Annotated in this window: 17 protein-coding genes; 9 read left to right on the top strand and 8 right to left on the bottom strand. The window is 59.7% G+C overall.

Going from position 1 to position 14,620, the window contains the following annotated elements:
- Positions 1–50: 50 nt before the first annotated feature.
- Together arsC and RE418_RS12735 are read right to left on the bottom strand one after the other, a co-directional pair.
- Positions 51–404: an arsenate reductase (glutaredoxin) gene (gene arsC, locus RE418_RS12730; protein ID WP_089181201.1), complete on the bottom strand. Its 354-nt coding sequence runs from the start codon at positions 402–404 to the stop codon at positions 51–53.
- 20 nt (positions 405–424) lie between these two features.
- Positions 425–1,894 carry a M48 family metallopeptidase gene (locus tag RE418_RS12735; protein WP_025303839.1) on the bottom strand — a complete coding sequence of 490 codons (1,470 nt, stop codon included), beginning with the start codon at positions 1,892–1,894 and terminating at the stop codon, positions 425–427.
- A gap of 340 nt (positions 1,895–2,234) precedes the next feature.
- On the opposite strand from RE418_RS12735, the gene RE418_RS12740 reads away from it, so the two are divergent.
- Together RE418_RS12740 and RE418_RS12745 are read left to right on the top strand one after the other, a co-directional pair.
- Complete coding sequence (locus RE418_RS12740) at positions 2,235–2,774, top strand: Rrf2 family transcriptional regulator (protein ID WP_025303838.1); 540 nt, start codon at positions 2,235–2,237, stop codon at positions 2,772–2,774.
- A 160-nt stretch (positions 2,775–2,934) separates the two neighbouring features.
- Positions 2,935–4,143: an NAD(P)/FAD-dependent oxidoreductase gene (locus RE418_RS12745; RefSeq protein ID WP_089181200.1), complete on the top strand. Its 1,209-nt coding sequence runs from the start codon at positions 2,935–2,937 to the stop codon at positions 4,141–4,143.
- Positions 4,144–4,179: 36 nt separating this feature from the next.
- Here the strand turns inward: RE418_RS12745 and RE418_RS12750 are convergent, their stop codons facing one another.
- Complete coding sequence (locus RE418_RS12750; RefSeq protein ID WP_019452433.1) at positions 4,180–4,641, bottom strand: Lrp/AsnC family transcriptional regulator; 462 nt, start codon at positions 4,639–4,641, stop codon at positions 4,180–4,182.
- Between the two features lie 193 nt (positions 4,642–4,834).
- Between RE418_RS12750 and RE418_RS12755 the strand changes: the two genes are divergently transcribed.
- Positions 4,835–5,452 carry a LysE family translocator gene (locus tag RE418_RS12755; protein WP_025303836.1) on the top strand — a complete coding sequence of 206 codons (618 nt, stop codon included), beginning with the start codon at positions 4,835–4,837 and terminating at the stop codon, positions 5,450–5,452.
- A 2-nt stretch (positions 5,453–5,454) separates the two neighbouring features.
- Here the strand turns inward: RE418_RS12755 and RE418_RS12760 are convergent, their stop codons facing one another.
- Both RE418_RS12760 and RE418_RS12765 read right to left on the bottom strand, forming a co-directional pair.
- Positions 5,455–5,907, bottom strand: coding sequence for a GNAT family N-acetyltransferase (locus RE418_RS12760; RefSeq protein WP_025303835.1), 453 nt, complete (start codon positions 5,905–5,907; stop codon positions 5,455–5,457).
- Between the two features lie 43 nt (positions 5,908–5,950).
- Positions 5,951–6,553, bottom strand: a complete 603-nt coding sequence (locus tag RE418_RS12765; protein WP_043140438.1) for a helix-turn-helix domain-containing protein — start codon at positions 6,551–6,553, stop codon at positions 5,951–5,953.
- A gap of 43 nt (positions 6,554–6,596) precedes the next feature.
- Here RE418_RS12765 and RE418_RS12770 point away from each other — a divergent pair, with 43 nt between their 5' ends.
- The gene (locus RE418_RS12770; protein ID WP_025303833.1) at positions 6,597–7,289 is read left to right on the top strand and encodes a B3/4 domain-containing protein; all 693 of its coding nucleotides are present in this window, start codon (positions 6,597–6,599) and stop codon (positions 7,287–7,289) included.
- A gap of 6 nt (positions 7,290–7,295) precedes the next feature.
- On the opposite strand, the gene RE418_RS12775 is transcribed toward RE418_RS12770, so the two are convergent.
- Positions 7,296–7,511, bottom strand: a complete 216-nt coding sequence (locus RE418_RS12775) for a hypothetical protein (RefSeq protein WP_025303832.1) — start codon at positions 7,509–7,511, stop codon at positions 7,296–7,298.
- An 851-nt stretch (positions 7,512–8,362) separates the two neighbouring features.
- Between RE418_RS12775 and RE418_RS12780 the strand changes: the two genes are divergently transcribed.
- Positions 8,363–9,439: an AI-2E family transporter gene (locus RE418_RS12780; RefSeq protein WP_025303831.1), complete on the top strand. Its 1,077-nt coding sequence runs from the start codon at positions 8,363–8,365 to the stop codon at positions 9,437–9,439.
- A gap of 44 nt (positions 9,440–9,483) precedes the next feature.
- Here the strand turns inward: RE418_RS12780 and bcp are convergent, their stop codons facing one another.
- Positions 9,484–9,948, bottom strand: coding sequence for a thioredoxin-dependent thiol peroxidase (bcp, locus tag RE418_RS12785; protein ID WP_025303830.1), 465 nt, complete (start codon positions 9,946–9,948; stop codon positions 9,484–9,486).
- 2 nt (positions 9,949–9,950) lie between these two features.
- A complete protein-coding gene (locus RE418_RS12790) occupies positions 9,951–10,556 on the bottom strand; it encodes a glycine cleavage system transcriptional repressor (RefSeq protein WP_369783268.1) in 606 nt (201 codons plus the stop codon).
- Between the two features lie 110 nt (positions 10,557–10,666).
- Here RE418_RS12790 and dapA point away from each other — a divergent pair, with 110 nt between their 5' ends.
- From dapA to RE418_RS12810, 4 genes are all read left to right on the top strand, one after another.
- Positions 10,667–11,548, top strand: coding sequence for a 4-hydroxy-tetrahydrodipicolinate synthase (gene dapA, locus RE418_RS12795; RefSeq protein WP_033644005.1), 882 nt, complete (start codon positions 10,667–10,669; stop codon positions 11,546–11,548).
- Between the two features lie 16 nt (positions 11,549–11,564).
- A complete protein-coding gene (gene bamC, locus RE418_RS12800; RefSeq protein ID WP_025303828.1) occupies positions 11,565–12,617 on the top strand; it encodes an outer membrane protein assembly factor BamC in 1,053 nt (350 codons plus the stop codon).
- A gap of 170 nt (positions 12,618–12,787) precedes the next feature.
- A complete protein-coding gene (gene purC, locus RE418_RS12805) occupies positions 12,788–13,501 on the top strand; it encodes a phosphoribosylaminoimidazolesuccinocarboxamide synthase (RefSeq protein WP_019453889.1) in 714 nt (237 codons plus the stop codon).
- Positions 13,502–13,710: 209 nt separating this feature from the next.
- Complete coding sequence (locus RE418_RS12810) at positions 13,711–14,577, top strand: neutral zinc metallopeptidase (protein WP_043140420.1); 867 nt, start codon at positions 13,711–13,713, stop codon at positions 14,575–14,577.
- The last annotated feature ends 43 nt before the right edge of the window (positions 14,578–14,620 follow it).

A 14,620-nucleotide genomic window follows, 5' to 3' on the forward strand; every position in this document is an offset into this window, starting at 1 on the left:
TGTTCAGGGCTATTGGTATTTTGCGGTTCAATAACAGACTTTCCGGACGATTACAAAATCTCCAGCACCTGCTCCGGCGGTCGGCCGATGCGCGCCTTGCTGCCTTTCACCACGATCGGGCGTTCGATCAGTTTCGGGTTCGCCGTCATCGTCGCCAGCAGCTGCTCTTCGCTCAGGCTGTCGTCCGCTAGCTTCAATTCCTTGTACAGATCTTCTTTTTTGCGCATCAGTTCGCGCGCGGATGTGAAGCCCAGTTCCTTCAACAGCTTTTTCAGCTCATCAACCGTAGGGGGCGTTTCGAGGTACAGCACCACCTTGGGATCGACGCTGTGCTGTTCCAGCAGCGCCAGGGTTTCACGGCTCTTGGAGCAGCGCGGGTTGTGGTAAATCGTGACGTTTTTCATGGCGTTCATTCCTTGTTGAATCAGCTGCGTTGGTATTGGCGGAAGCGCTGTTGCAGTTGGCGCAGCTGGTCGATTCGCGCATCGTAGCGCGCCTGTTTTAGGCTGCCGAGTTTTTGCAGCGAGCTGGCATTGCTGAGCAGGCCGATGGCCTGATCGAGCCGGCCGTTCAGCGCCAGGCTTTCGGCACGGGCCGACAGCTCTTCATCGCGCAGCCCTTGTGCGGCGCTGGCCTGCGCCAGCAGATCCCAGCCGTTCGGATCGTCCGGATGGGCAAAGGTGTAGCGGTTCAGGATCTTCGACGCCTGCGCCGGCTGGTTGCCTTCGACATAGGCGTTGGCCAGGTTGAGCTGCAGCACCGGATTGTTGCTTTGGGCGGCGTTGGCCGCCTGCAGGCGGGCGATGGCCTGCGGCGCGCGTTTCTGGCCGAGATCGATGTCGGTCATCAGGTCGATCAGCCAGACGTTTTTCGCATCCTGCGCCAGCATCGGTTGAATGATATTGCGCGCGTCGTCGTATTTTTTCGCTTCATAGAACAGGATGGCGCGGCCGTATTTGGCGGCCGCCTGTTCGCGCACGTTGCCCTTGCTGAGCGAGCCGAGCAGTTCTTCGTTCAGGCCATAGCCTTCCGAACTGTACATGCCCAGTGCGCGCACTTTGGCCATCAGGTAATCCTGCGAGGACTGCACGATGTGTTTCGGCATCTGGTTGGCGCGGTTGCGTGCGTCGGAGAGGCGGCTGTCCGGCAACGGGTGCGTTAGCAGCATTTCCGGCGGTTTGGAGGCGTAGCGCGACTGATCCGAGAGTTTCTGCAGGAAGTCGGGCATCGCTTCCGGATCGAAACCGGCGCGCTGCAGCACCTGAATGCCGATGCGATCGGCTTCCTGTTCGTTCGATTGGGTAAAGCTGATCATGCCTTGCTGGGTGCCGGCCATGGTGCCGCTCAGCGCCGCCATGCCCATGGTCGGGTTGGCCATCGCCAGCAGGATGGAACCAAGCGCGCCCACCCAGGTCAACGGGGCGTTGCGCTGCTGATCTTCCATGGCGCGCGCCAGGTGGCGCTGGGTGACGTGCGAGATTTCGTGCGCTAGCACCGAAGCCAGCTGGCTTTCGTTGTCGCTGACGCGGAACAGGGCGGAATGCAGCACCACGTTGCCGCCGAAGAAGGCGAAGGCGTTGATTTCGTCGTTGCGCACCAGATAGAAATGGAACGGCGTGCGCACCGAATAGGCGCTGGCCACCAGCCGGTTGCCCAGCTGATTGATGTATTGGATTAGCAGCGGATCGTTGATCAGCGGGGCGCTGGCGCGCAGTTGGCGCACGTAAAAATCGCCCATCGCCAGTTCTTGTCCGATGCTCAGGGTGCCGCCGGCGGAGGTGCCCATATCCGGCAACTGGTCCTGGCTTTCCGCCTGTGCTGGCGCCAGGGCGGTGGCGTTCAGCGTGCCGAGCAGCAGCACCGCTAACGCGGTTTTGGTCAACCGGTTGGTCATAGTCAGGCGTTTCCCTTAAATAATCATTTCTAAGACGTCAGCAGCAGACAAGAGTTCTTTATTCCCACGGCGCAATCCGCGTGAAAGTGCGGCGGCTCACAAACCGCGGCGGCGGTGCCCATCACATCATAGTCAGCCGTTGGCAACAAGGAAACGTTAGCCGGGCGCGAATCGGGCAAAAAAGTTTTATTTTTCATTTCGAAGGGCGTTTTCTGCGTCGCCGGTGGCCTGCATTGTCAATAAAACACGGACAAAGTTGATCCGCGTTTTATTGACAAGATAAACGCAGACTCATATAGTCTGCGTTATTGAAGATTCATTGACGGTTGAAAACGGACATATGGCGTACATCACAACCAGCGTTGAATATGGCATCCACTGCCTGCTGTGGCTGGTCGGCGATAACCAGCGGGCGCTCAGCAGCCGCGAACTCGCCGAGCTGCAAGGGATCTCACCCAGCTTTCTGGCCAAGATTTTCCCCAAGCTGGAAAAGGCGGGGATCGTCGCCGCCAGCGAAGGGGTGCGCGGCGGCTACCGGCTGGCGCGCCCGGCGGATGAGATCAGTTTTCTGGCGATCATCGACGCCATCGAAGGGCACAAGCCGCTGTTCGATTGCCAGGAGGTGCGCGGGCGCTGCGCGGTGTTCGATGACTCCCCGCCGGATTGGGCGGTCTCCGGCAAATGCGCTATCCATGCGGTGATGCTGCAGGCGGAGAAGGCGATGCGCGATGCGCTGGCGGCGCAGACTCTCGGTGCCGTCGCCGCCCGTTTTGGCCGCAAAGCGCCGCAAGGCTTCTTCGGCGAGGTCAACCTCTGGCTCGACGAGCGCATGACGGAACGCACCGCGCGCAGTGGCAAAACGGCGCGCGCCAAGACCTAACCACCGCCTTTCCTTAAAACGAAACACACTTTTTCCCGCCTCTTCGGAAGGGGCGGGCGGGCCTTCTGCACCCTGTTACGGGAGCGGGACGGCATCGTTCATCCGAAAAAACTGCGGGCAGCCTTGTCGCCCGGTTAACCCTGTATGAAGGAGTCATCCCATGACGCAGAAAATAGTGATTGCCGGTTCCGGTTTTGCCGGTTTTTGGGCCGCCGTGTCCGCCATGCGCGCCATTACCCTTGCCGGTAAGCATGACGATATCGAGGTGCTCATGGTTTCACCGACGCCAACCGTTACCATCCGGCCACGCCTGTATGAGGCCGTGCTGGAAAACATGAACCCGGACATTTCCGCGCAGCTCGCTGTCGTCGGTGTGCGCCACCTGGCCGGGATGGTAGAGCGTATCGATGCCGCTGCTAAAACGCTCACGGTGGCGCAGGCGACGGGGGAACCCCTTGAGTTGGCCTACGATCGTTTGGTGTGGGCCACCGGCAGCCGGCTGTCCGTGCCTGCGGTGCCGGGCTTTGCCGAATACGGCTTCAACGTCGATACGTTGGAAAGCGCGCAGCGTCTGGATGCCCATATTAAAGCGCTGGTGGCCAAACCGTCGACGCCGGCGCGCAACACCGCCTTGGTGGTGGGGGCGGGGCTGACCGGCCTGGAGAGCGCGGCGGAGATGCCGCAACGGCTGCGCGATGCGCTGGGCAAAGACGAGAACGTGCGCGTGGTGATCGTCGATACCGCGCCGGAAGTGGGTGCCGGGATGGGGGCGGAGCCGGGGGCGGTGATACGCCAGGCATTGGCGGAGTGCGGCGTGGAAGCGCGGGCCGGCCTGCGCGTCTCGGCTATCGACGCTGAGGGAGTGATGCTGTCGAACGGTGAGCGCATCGCCGCCAACACGGTGATCCTGGCGGCGGGCGTGCGGGCGCACCCGCTGACCGAACAGATCCCCGGCGAGCGCGACGGCAGCGGCCGGGTGATCGGCGACGCCTTCCTGCGCGCGCCGGCGGCGGCGGGCATTTTCGTGACCGGCGATACGGTGAAGGCGGCGACCGACGATCTCGGTAACCACAACCTGATGACCTGCCAGCATGCGCTGAGCCTTGGGCGCGTGGCCGGCCACAATGCGGCGGCGGAACTGACGGGCTTGCCGACGCACCCTTACAGCCAGCCGAAGTATGTAACCTGTCTGGATCTGGGCCCCTGGGGCGCGCTGTATACCGAAGGCTGGGAGCGCCAGGTGCGCTTTACCCGTGAGGAAGGCAAAAAGATTAAGCAGGAGATCAACACGCAGTGGATTTACCCACCGGCGGCGGATCGCGAGGCGCTGTTTGCCGTCGCCAATCCGGATTTCGTGATTGTGCCTTAAAGAAAAGAGAAAACGGGAGCGGTAACGCTCCCGTCGTCATTTGCCCAGCGGCAGGAACGAGCGCTCCGGCACCACGGTTTTCATCACCAGCGTGGAGCTCAGGCGTTGCACGCCCGGCAGAGCGGAGAGTTTCTCGTCGTAAAGCTGCTGGAAGGCGGGCAGATCGCGGGCGATCACGTGCAGCAGATAGTCGGGATCGCCAAACAGCCGCTGTGCCTGCACCACCTGCGGAATGTCCACCATGGCGTTTTCGAAGGTTTCAACGGCGCGGCGATCGCCTTCGCGCATGGTGACGAACACCAGGGCGGAAAAGTTATAGCCCAGGCTGCCGGGGTCGAGCTGGGCGCGGTAACCCCTGATCACCCCGGACTCCTCTAATGCCCGCACCCGGCGGTGGCAGGGAGACACGCTCAAACCGATCCGCTCGGCCAGCTCGGTTACCGACAAACGGCCATCGACCTGCAGTTCAGCAAGAATCTTGCGATCAATCTTATCCATTTGGAAAAATTTCCCCGCTTATGCCGATTTCAGGCAAGTAATTGAAAGCACATTTTAACGCCTTGAGGATATTCTTGCCATCTGTTGAACGGTTTTGACGGCCACCGCGGCAGGCGGAGGCCGTTCTTCTTCCACGAGGAAAGGCAATGGTTCTCTGTTTGGTGTGGCGTGGCGCGTCTGAGAGGGCGCCGGTATGACGCTCGCTCTGTTCGCCGCTTTTTGGGCGGTGTCGATTTTATTGGTGATCACGCCGGGTATGGATTGGGCCTATGTGATCTCGGCGGGCATTCGCGGCCGGGTGGTGGTGCCCGCCGTCGCCGGCTTGCTGTTCGGCCATCTGCTGATGATTGCGATTGTGGTGGCGGGCGTCGGCGCGCTGCTGGTCGGCAACCCGCTGGCGCTGACGGCGCTCACCCTGTTGGGGGCGGCTTATCTGTTGTGGATCGGTTTCAACATGCTGCTGCACCCGCCAGTGCCCGGCGCCGGTGAAGATCAGCGTTCCGATTCCTGGCTGCGCTGGGCCGGCAAGGGCGTGTGCGTCAGCGGCTTGAACCCCAAGGTGTTTCTGCTGTTTCTGGCGCTGCTGCCGCAGTTTACCGACGCCCGAGCCGAATGGTCGGTGCCGATGCAGATGCTGGCGTTGGGCGTCGTGCATTTGATCAGCTGCGGCCTGGTGTATCTGCTGGTGGGATTCGGTTCGCAGTCGGTACTGCGCACGCGCCCGCAGGCTGCGAAGATAGTGGGGCGCATCTCCGGCGCGGCGATGATCGTCATCGCGCTCGGGCTGCTGGCCGAGCAGGCGCTGAAATAGCATTACCGTCGATAGATGTCCGGCCGGGCGATCTGCCAGACAAAGTCGGGGTGGTTGATGGCCGAATAGCCCACTTTCTCATAGAGCCAGGGGGCGGTGCTGGTGACCAGCATGATTCGCCTCAGCTTCGCCATCAGCGGATGGGCCTGGCAGCATTCCGCCAGCCACAGGCCCAGCCCGCTTTTTTGATGCGTCTCCAACACGTACACGTCGCACAGATAGCCGAAAGTGGCGTAATCGGTGACCAGCCGGGCGAAACCGATCTGCCTGGCCTCGTGATACAAACCGAAGCACAGGCTGTGGGTGAGGGACTGGCGGACGGTTTCTTTATCGATTCCCTCCGCCCATGACGAACGGGTCAGAAAAGCGTGGATGGCATCGAGATCAAGCAGGGCGGGATCGGTGCTGACGAGATAGTCCGCACGCTGCCAGACAAGTGGGGCAGGGGTTGTCATGATGATTCTTCTCCTGTGAAAGCGTTCAGGTCAGGGCCGCCGTTCAGGCGTGCAGTTCGGCGACCGTCATGGTGAAAATCAGCGTGTCTTCGCCCTCGTTGGCGTACCGGTGCGGGCCGTCCGTTCTGGCGACCGCCGAACAGCCCGGCGCAATTCTGAGCTTGGTTTGTTCGACGGCAAGGCTTAAGACGCCTTGCTCAACGTGCAGCAGCTCAAACGTGCCCGTCGGGTGGCCGCCCGATGCATAGGATTCCCCGGGCGCCATTTCCCACCGCCACAGTTCTATCATGTTCGGGCCTTGGGTGCCCGCCAGCAAACGGGCCGAGCCGCCGCTATCGCCATGCCACAGCGTGGGAATATCTTGGCTTTCAATCAGGTAGGCGGCGGGCGCGCGGGTGACGTTGACGATGTCCGCCACCGAGAGACCCAGCGCCGCCGCGAGCTTGCACAGGATGGCGATGCTGGGATTGGCGGCGCCTTTCTCGATCTCTACCAGCATGCCTTTGCTGACGCCCGCCCGGCGCGACAGTTCGTCCAGCGATAGCTTTTGGCTTTTTCTCTGTTGCTTGATGCGATGTGACACCGCTTCGCTGACGGTTTGCACGTCGGCGCCAAACTCGGTCGGTCTGTTGACTTTTTTGTTCATCGGTCAATATTATGCAATAAAATGGTCAATATAGGATTATTTAATGATTTTAGTCGATCCGTCAATCGATCCGGCCGTCGCTGCGCTGGCACCCGGTTTCCGGGCGTTGAGCATTACCGCGGTTGCGGCTCCCATAGCCCATCCGGACGTGGGGGCGTTAGCGTTGGCGCAAGCCTGTCGCGCCCTCGGCGAGGAAGACGCACCCTGGGCAGAGGCGCATCTCACGGCCTGGCGCGAGGTTTTCATGCAGTTTGGCGCCAAACCCAAGCGTACGCCCTGTTCCGCCGATGCCCTGCGCAAGCGCGCGCTGCGCGACGGCACGATGCCCAGCATCGATCCGGTCGTCGATCTCTATAACGCCGTCAGCATCCGTTATGCGGTGCCGGTGGGGGGCGAGAATATCGCGGCCTATGTCGGCGAGCCGCGGCTGATCGTCGCGGATGGCAGCGAACTGTTCGATACCGTCAAGGAGGGGGCGGTGATCCATGAATCGCCGGAGGTGGGCGAAGTTGTTTGGTGCGACGATCGCGGCGTGACCTGCCGCCGCTGGAACTGGCGCCAGGGGGTCAGAACCCGGTTGAGCGCCGAGGCCGAGCGGATGTGGTTCATCCTGGAGAGCCTGCCGGCGATGCCGTTGGCGGCGCTGCACGAGGCGGGCGACGAATTGATTGCCGGTTTACGGCAAATGATGCCCGGCGTCACGGTAGAGCAACGGCTCATCGGCTGCGCCTCGTAACGGGTGTCAGCACTGGCGGCGGACCAAACCGGTGATCAAATCCAGCGCGTCGTCCGCCGCCGCGATTTCGCTTTCGCTGAGCGCTTGCCGTTCGATGAAGCTCTCGATCGCTTCCAACAGGGAGAAGACGCTGATTTCATCCCCTATCTTCACGACTTCGCAAACGCCACGCCCGATCGCCAGACAGATGGCTTCATCAAATTCACACGGTTTGCTGTTCATCTTTCCCCCTACGGCGTTTGGGATGATATCGGCCATGCTACCGGTTTTTTCCCGACGGCTGTCTGACGAAAATCCCATTTTTTCGTTGATGCTGACTGGCGCACGACCGCGGGCATTGGCGAAATTCTGATTTCCTCACCGTGGTCAAATTTCCCTTGTGACCACCGTGCCGGCGCGGTATTGTCGCCAAATGACGACAATACCGCCTCATTGTCCGCATAAAAATTCATGACGTTATCATCCCTTCATCCCGCTGCCGTGCGGGATTTTTTTATGAGGTTTATCTCAAAGTGCGGATAACCTCGACGCGATCGCTTGCCATGCTCTGAGAATAATCCTAGCTTGAAATAGTCATTTAGGGTTAGCAATCCCTCATGACCTCCTTGTAACACTTGATGCACCAGAACGTTTTCTCCCCCGCTGCGGCGGGGGTTTTTAATGACGTGCATCAGAAAAGGCCGCAACGCAAGAACCGACAGAGTTCGTGACGATAACCAGCTTAAGTATCAGGGGACGGGACTATGAAAAATGATCTGGCGGCGGCGATCGCGATTGGCTGTGTGTTGTTGTTCGCATTGGCAGTCGGTTCGCCCCTTTCTATCGGTACCTCGCTGTAATCTTCCGCGGCCCCGTTCGGGGCCGCTCACCGAACCTGTCGCCGCGTCTGCGGATTTTTGCGCCGATCGCCTGCCCGCGCGATAAAATCAGCCAAATCGCTGTTGATGTATGGTGAACTTTGAGTACTCTGAGTGCTTTGCACACCTCGCGTGCGCCCGTTCTATCTATGCTTTAATCAGGCCCATCACAGGAATCGCCATGCCCGCCCGCCAAATCTCGAGGAGCCCGCTCTGATGCTGGAGATGTTATTACAGTGGTACCGCCGCCGCTTCACCGATCCGCAGGCTATCGCGCTGCTGGTGATCCTGGTCGCCGGGTTCCTCATTCTCTATTTTCTGCACGGCATTCTGACCCCGTTGCTGGTCGCCATCGTGCTGGCGTACCTGCTGGAGTGGCCGACCGCGCGCCTGCAGCGCATCGGCTGTTCGCGCACCTGGGCGGCGAGCATCATGCTGTTGGTGTTCGCGGGCGTTGCCATGCTGCTGGTGTTTGTCGTCGCGCCGACCGCTTGGCAGCAGGGCATCAATCTGATGAGCGATCTGCCGGGCATGCTCAACCAGTTCTATAACTTCGCCGCGACGCTGCCGAAGCGTTATCCAGCGCTGGTGGATGCCGGCATCATCGACATGATGGCGGAAAACCTGCGCAGCCGGCTGTCCGGCATGGGCGAATCGGTGGTGAAATTCTCGCTGGCGTCGCTGGTCGGCCTGCTGACGTTGGCTATCTACCTGATCCTGGTGCCGATGATGATGTTCTTCCTGCTGAAGGACAAAGATCAACTGTTGAACGCGGTGCGCCGCGTGCTGCCGCGCAATCGCGGCCTGGCGGGGCAGGTCTGGAACGAAATGAATCAGCAGATCACCAACTATATCCGCGGCAAGGTGCTGGAGATGGTGATTGTCGGTGTGGCGACCTACCTGGTGTTCGCCGTGCTGGACATGCGCTACTCGCTGCTGCTGGCGGTGCTGGTGGGCTTTTCGGTGCTGATCCCCTACATCGGCGCGGTGCTGGTCACCATACCGGTGGTGGTGGTGGCGCTGTTCCAGTGGGGCGTCGGCGCCGATTTCTGGACGCTGATCGTCGCCTATCTGGTGGTACAGGGGTTGGACGGCAACCTGTTGGTGCCCATTTTGTTCTCCGAAGCGGTCAACCTGCATCCGCTAGTGATTATCCTGGCGGTGATCGTGTTCGGCGGGATGTGGGGCTTTTGGGGCGTGTTTTTCGCCATACCGCTGGCGACGCTGGTGAAGGCGGTGATTCACGCCTGGCCCGATGAACTGCGGGTCGAGGTGGAAGACAAGGCCGGCTGACAGGGAAGAAACGAAGCGCAGCAGGCCGCTGCGCTTCGTGAGAATTACTGCTGCAGGTAGCTCAGAACGATGTCGTGGTGATTGGTGGTTTTGAAATCATCAAACACTTTTTCAATCTTGCCGTTGGCGTCGATCAGGAAGCTGATGCGGTGAATACCGTCGTAGGTCTTGCCCATGAAGGTTTTCTCGCCCCACACGCCAAACTGTTGCGATACCTGATGATCTTCATCAGACAACAGCGTGAAGTTGAGCAGCTCCTTTTCGGCGAAGCGCGACAGTTTTTCCGGTTTGTCGGTGCTGATGCCCAGCACTTCGACGCCGACCTTTTTCAATTCGTCCATGTTGTCCCGCAGGCCGCAGGCTTGCACGGTGCAGCCCGGCGTCATCGCCTTCGGATAGAAATAGACCAATACTCGCTGTCCCTGGAAGTCGGCCAAATTAATTTCCTCACCGTCCTGGTCAGGCAAACTAAATTTCGGCGCTGTGTCACCGGCTTTCAATGGGCTCATCACTACTCTCCATCTTTCTCATCATGCTGTGGATAGTTCACCACGCTAATACTGCCTTGCGCGTTCAATTCTGTACATAGGCGATGGAAGGCTTGCTCAATATTTGAGGCGTCCCGATCGCCGGAGCTGTGGGCGGTGATTTGGATATACAGCTGCGGTGGCAGGTCGCCGTCCGCCGGCTGCGTGCGCGAGACCAGCTCGGCGATATTCATCTGGCTGGAGTCGAACAAATCGGTAAAGCGTTCGATGATATGCGGCGAGTCCTTGACTTCCACCTGCACCCATACCGTGGCCGGCATCGGCGGCCTTTCGTGCGAGTTTGTGCGCTTCATCACGATCAGCAGATCCAGCTCCGCGCCTTTTTGCGGCAGGGTGGATTCGATCAGGGTGATGGCGTTCCAGCTGCCGGACAGCAGCATGATGAACGTGAACTCCTCCCCCAGCATGGCCAGACGGCTATCTTCGATATTGCATCCGCAACTGCTGACGTGGCGGGTGATGGTATTGACAATTCCGGGGCGGTCGGCGCCGAGCGCGGTAATCACGAGATAGTGTTCGTCTGACTGAGGCAAAATAGCGCTTCCTGTCGTGCTTAATGGGGTTACCATGGTAAACATAAAAAAAACCGCCTGCCAAGCGCTTACAACGCGGTTGTGCGCTTGCTTTTGGATAGGCAGCAAAAGTACCATGAGTGACTTGTTTGTGGAGGGGACGGCCAATGTTTACGGGAAGTATTGTTGCACTGGTTACGCCGATGGACGACAAAGGTGCTGTCGATCGCGCGAGCCTGAAAAAATTGATCGATTATCATGTAGCCAGTGGCACCGCGGCGATCGTTTCCGTAGGGACCACCGGCGAGTCCGCAACGCTTGCCCATGACGAGCACGTTGACGTGGTGCTGCAGACGCTGGAGCTGGCCGACGGCCGCATCCCGGTGATCGCCGGCACTGGCGCCAACGCTACCGCCGAAGCCATCGCGCTCACCACCCGCTTCGCCAACACCGGCGTGGTGGGGTGTCTGACGGTGACGCCGTACTACAATAAGCCGACGCAGGAAGGGCTGTATCAGCACTTCAAGGCGATCGCCGAGAGCACCGAGCTGCCGCAGATCCTGTACAACGTGCCTTCGCGCACCGGTTGCGACATGCTGCCGCCGACCATCGCTCGGCTGGCGAAAATCAAGAATATTGTTGCTGTAAAAGAAGCGACGGGGAACTTAAGTCGCGTTAGTCAGATCCAAGTGCTGGTTGACGATGAAGATTTCATTTTGCTGAGCGGCGACGACGCCAGCGGGCTGGACTTCATGCAACTGGGCGGCAAAGGGGTGATTTCCGTGACGGCCAACGTGGCCGCGCGCGAGATGGCGGAACTTTGCGCGCTGGCGGCGCAGGGCAAGTTTGCCGAAGCGCGCCGCTTAAATCAGCGCTTGATGCCGTTGCATCAGGATCTATTTGTAGAAGCAAACCCAATTCCGGTGAAGTGGGCCTGTAAGGCGTTGGGATTGATGGCAACCGATACGCTGCGTCTGCCGATGACGCCGTTGAGTGAAACCGCCCGCCCGGTGGTGGAGCGCGCGCTGAAAAGCGTCGGTTTGCTGTAACTCTAAGGGAAATTTGATGGCTTATTCATTGCAAAAGTCGACGGTAGCAAAAGTAGTGGGCATCTCTTTGGTGATGATGCTGGCAGCCTGCAGCAGCGATCAGCGCTATAAGCGCCAGGTCAGCGGCGACGAGGCCTACCTCGACGCGGCTCCGCTCAAGGCGCTGAACGCGCCGTCCGGCATGATCCTGCCGGTGCAGAGCGGCAACTATGACGTTCCCGCCACGAAGCTGCAAGGCAACGTCGGCAAGCAACTGGACATTCGTCCGCCGGTGCAGCCGTTGGCGCTGCTGAGCGGTTCGCGCGCGCAATACGCCGGCGACAGCGGCACGCTGCTGCTGGAAAACAGCCCGCAGAACCAGAACCTGTGGTCGCGCGTCGTCAGCCTGCTGCAGGCGAAGAACATCGCGATCGCTTCCCGCCAGGACGCCGGTCAGACCCTGACCACCGACTGGGTGAAGTGGAACCGTCTGGACGAAGACAACCAGTACGAAGGCCGTTATCAGATCAGCGTGCAGCAGCAGGGCTACCAGCAGGCGCTGGTGGTGAAAAGCGTTGGCCTGCAGCAGCAGGGCAAGAGCGAGCAGGTGACCGACCAATCTGAGATTCAGCGCTACAACGGCATGATGATCAACACCCTGATCGAAGGCCTGGACAAGCAGGACAACCTGGCGAGCAGCCAGACCGCCAGCCGCTTCGGCGCACTGGACGTGCAGAGCGGCGCCGATGACACCGGCCTGCCGATGCTGGTCGTGCGTGGCCCGTACACCGTTGTGTGGGATCGCCTGCCGCCGGCGCTCGAAAAACTGGGGATGAAAGTGGGTGACCGCAGCCGTCCGCAGGGCACCGTCGCCGTGACCTACAAGTCCCTGAGCAGCAGCGATTGGGATGCGTTGGGCGTTAAGGATCCTGAACTGGCGGAAGGGGATTATAAGCTGCAGGTCGGCGATCTCAACAACCGCACCAGCCTGCAATTCATCGATCCGAAAGGCAAACCGCTCACCCAGTCGAAAAACGATGCACTGGTGGCGGCATTCCAGTCTGCCTTCAGTAAAACCAGCGTTAACTAATCAAAAAGGGGCCTCGGCCCCTTTTTGTTTTGTCTATACGGTATCGTTTGCGTCGCAGGTTTGGCACAATAGTGTCCGGCACGCCAAAGAATTCATTAGGTCAATTCTATACCCCCTAATTTCGGGCCGCGCTCGGGAGACAACGGGGATACATCACTGGAGTAAGTAAGATGCAAAAGCTAGCTGAGCTGTATCGCGGAAAGGCAAAAACCGTTTACACCACCGAGAATCCCGATCTGTTGGTGTTGGAGTTCCGCAACGATACGTCAGCACTGGATGGTCAGCGCATTGAGCAGTTCGATCGCAAAGGCATGGTGAACAACAAGTTCAACCATTTCATCATGAGCAAACTGGAAGAAGCCGGCATCCCGACCCAGATGGAGCGTCTGCTGTCCGACAACGAAGTGCTGGTGAAGAAGCTGGACATGGTGCCGGTGGAATGCGTGATCCGCAACCGCGCCGCCGGTTCGCTGGTGAAGCGTCTGGGCATCGAAGAAGGTCTGGTGCTGAACCCGCCGCTGTTCGATCTGTTCCTGAAAAACGACGCCATGCACGATCCGATGGTGAACGAATCCTACTGCGAAACCTTCGGCTGGGTGAGCAAGGAACATCTGGCGCGCATGCGTGAGCTGAGCTACCGCGCCAACGAGGTCTTGACCCAGCTGTTCGATGACGCCGGCCTGATCCTGGTCGACTTCAAGCTGGAGTTCGGCCTGTTCAACGGCGAAGTGGTGCTGGGCGATGAGTTTTCGCCGGACGGCAGCCGCCTGTGGGACAAAAACACCCTGGACAAGATGGACAAAGACCGTTTCCGTCAAAGCCTGGGCGGCCTGATCGAAGCCTACGAAGAAGTGGCGCGCCGCATCGGCGTGAAGCTCGACTAAGCGTTGGCACCGCCATTCGGGGCGATCCGGCCGGATCGTCCCGCTATTCTGCGTTTTTCCAGAAAATTTCTACATTTCCTCCGCGGCAGACCATTTATAATGATGGATGCGAGATGACTAAAACCTATCCCACTCAGGCTTGAAGCTGCCTTTGCGCTTACGATCGCGGTGCAACTTCAACGAGCAGGGGAAATATCTGGAGTGTATTTATGCGTTGGCAAGGGCGTCGGGAAAGTGACAATGTTGAGGATCGTCGCGGGCAATCTTCAGGTTTGGGCGGTGGTGGCGGCGGCTTCCGTGTGCCGCGCGGCAAGGGCGGCATTGTCATTCTGGTGGTGGTGTTGGTGGCCGGCTATTACGGTATCGATCTGTCGCCGCTATTGAACGGCGGTAACGTCGCACCGCAGGGTCAACAGCAGAGCGCCAACATCAGCCCGAAAGACGATGAATTGGCCAAATTTACCTCGGTGGTGCTGGCCTCAACCGAGGATAACTGGAAAGAGATTTTCCAGCGCATGGGCAAAACCTATCAACCGCCGAAGCTGGTGATGTATCGCGGGGTGACGCGCACCAGCTGCGGCACCGGTCAGGCGGCTATGGGGCCGTTCTACTGCCCGGGTGACAGAACGGTGTATATCGATTTGTCTTTCTACCAGGATATGAAAACCAAGCTGGGCGCCGGCGGTGATTTCGCTCAGGCCTATGTGGTGGCGCACGAAGTCGGCCACCACGTGCAGAACCTGTTGGGCATCGAGCCGAAGGTCCGCCAGATGCAGCAGGGCGCCAGCCAGGCGGAAGTAAACCGCCTGTCGGTGAAAATGGAGCTGCAGGCGGACTGCTTTGCCGGCGTGTGGGGCAAATACGCTGAGAAGCAGCAGATGCTGGAAGAGGGCGACCTGCAGGCGGCGCTGAACGCTGCACAGGCGATTGGCGACGATCGGTTGCAGCAGCAGAGCCAGGGCCGCGTTGTGCCGGACAGCTTCACTCACGGCACCTCGCAGCAGCGCTATACCTGGTTTAAACAGGGCTTCGACAGCGGCGATCCCAATACCTGCAACACCTTTGCATCCCGTTAACGCCTCAAGTGCCGGAGCCTGACTCCGGCATTTTTTTCGGATT

The organism is Serratia sp. szju (assembly GCF_044594185.1).
In the GTDB taxonomy this organism is placed as follows: domain Bacteria; phylum Pseudomonadota; class Gammaproteobacteria; order Enterobacterales; family Enterobacteriaceae; genus Serratia; species Serratia bockelmannii.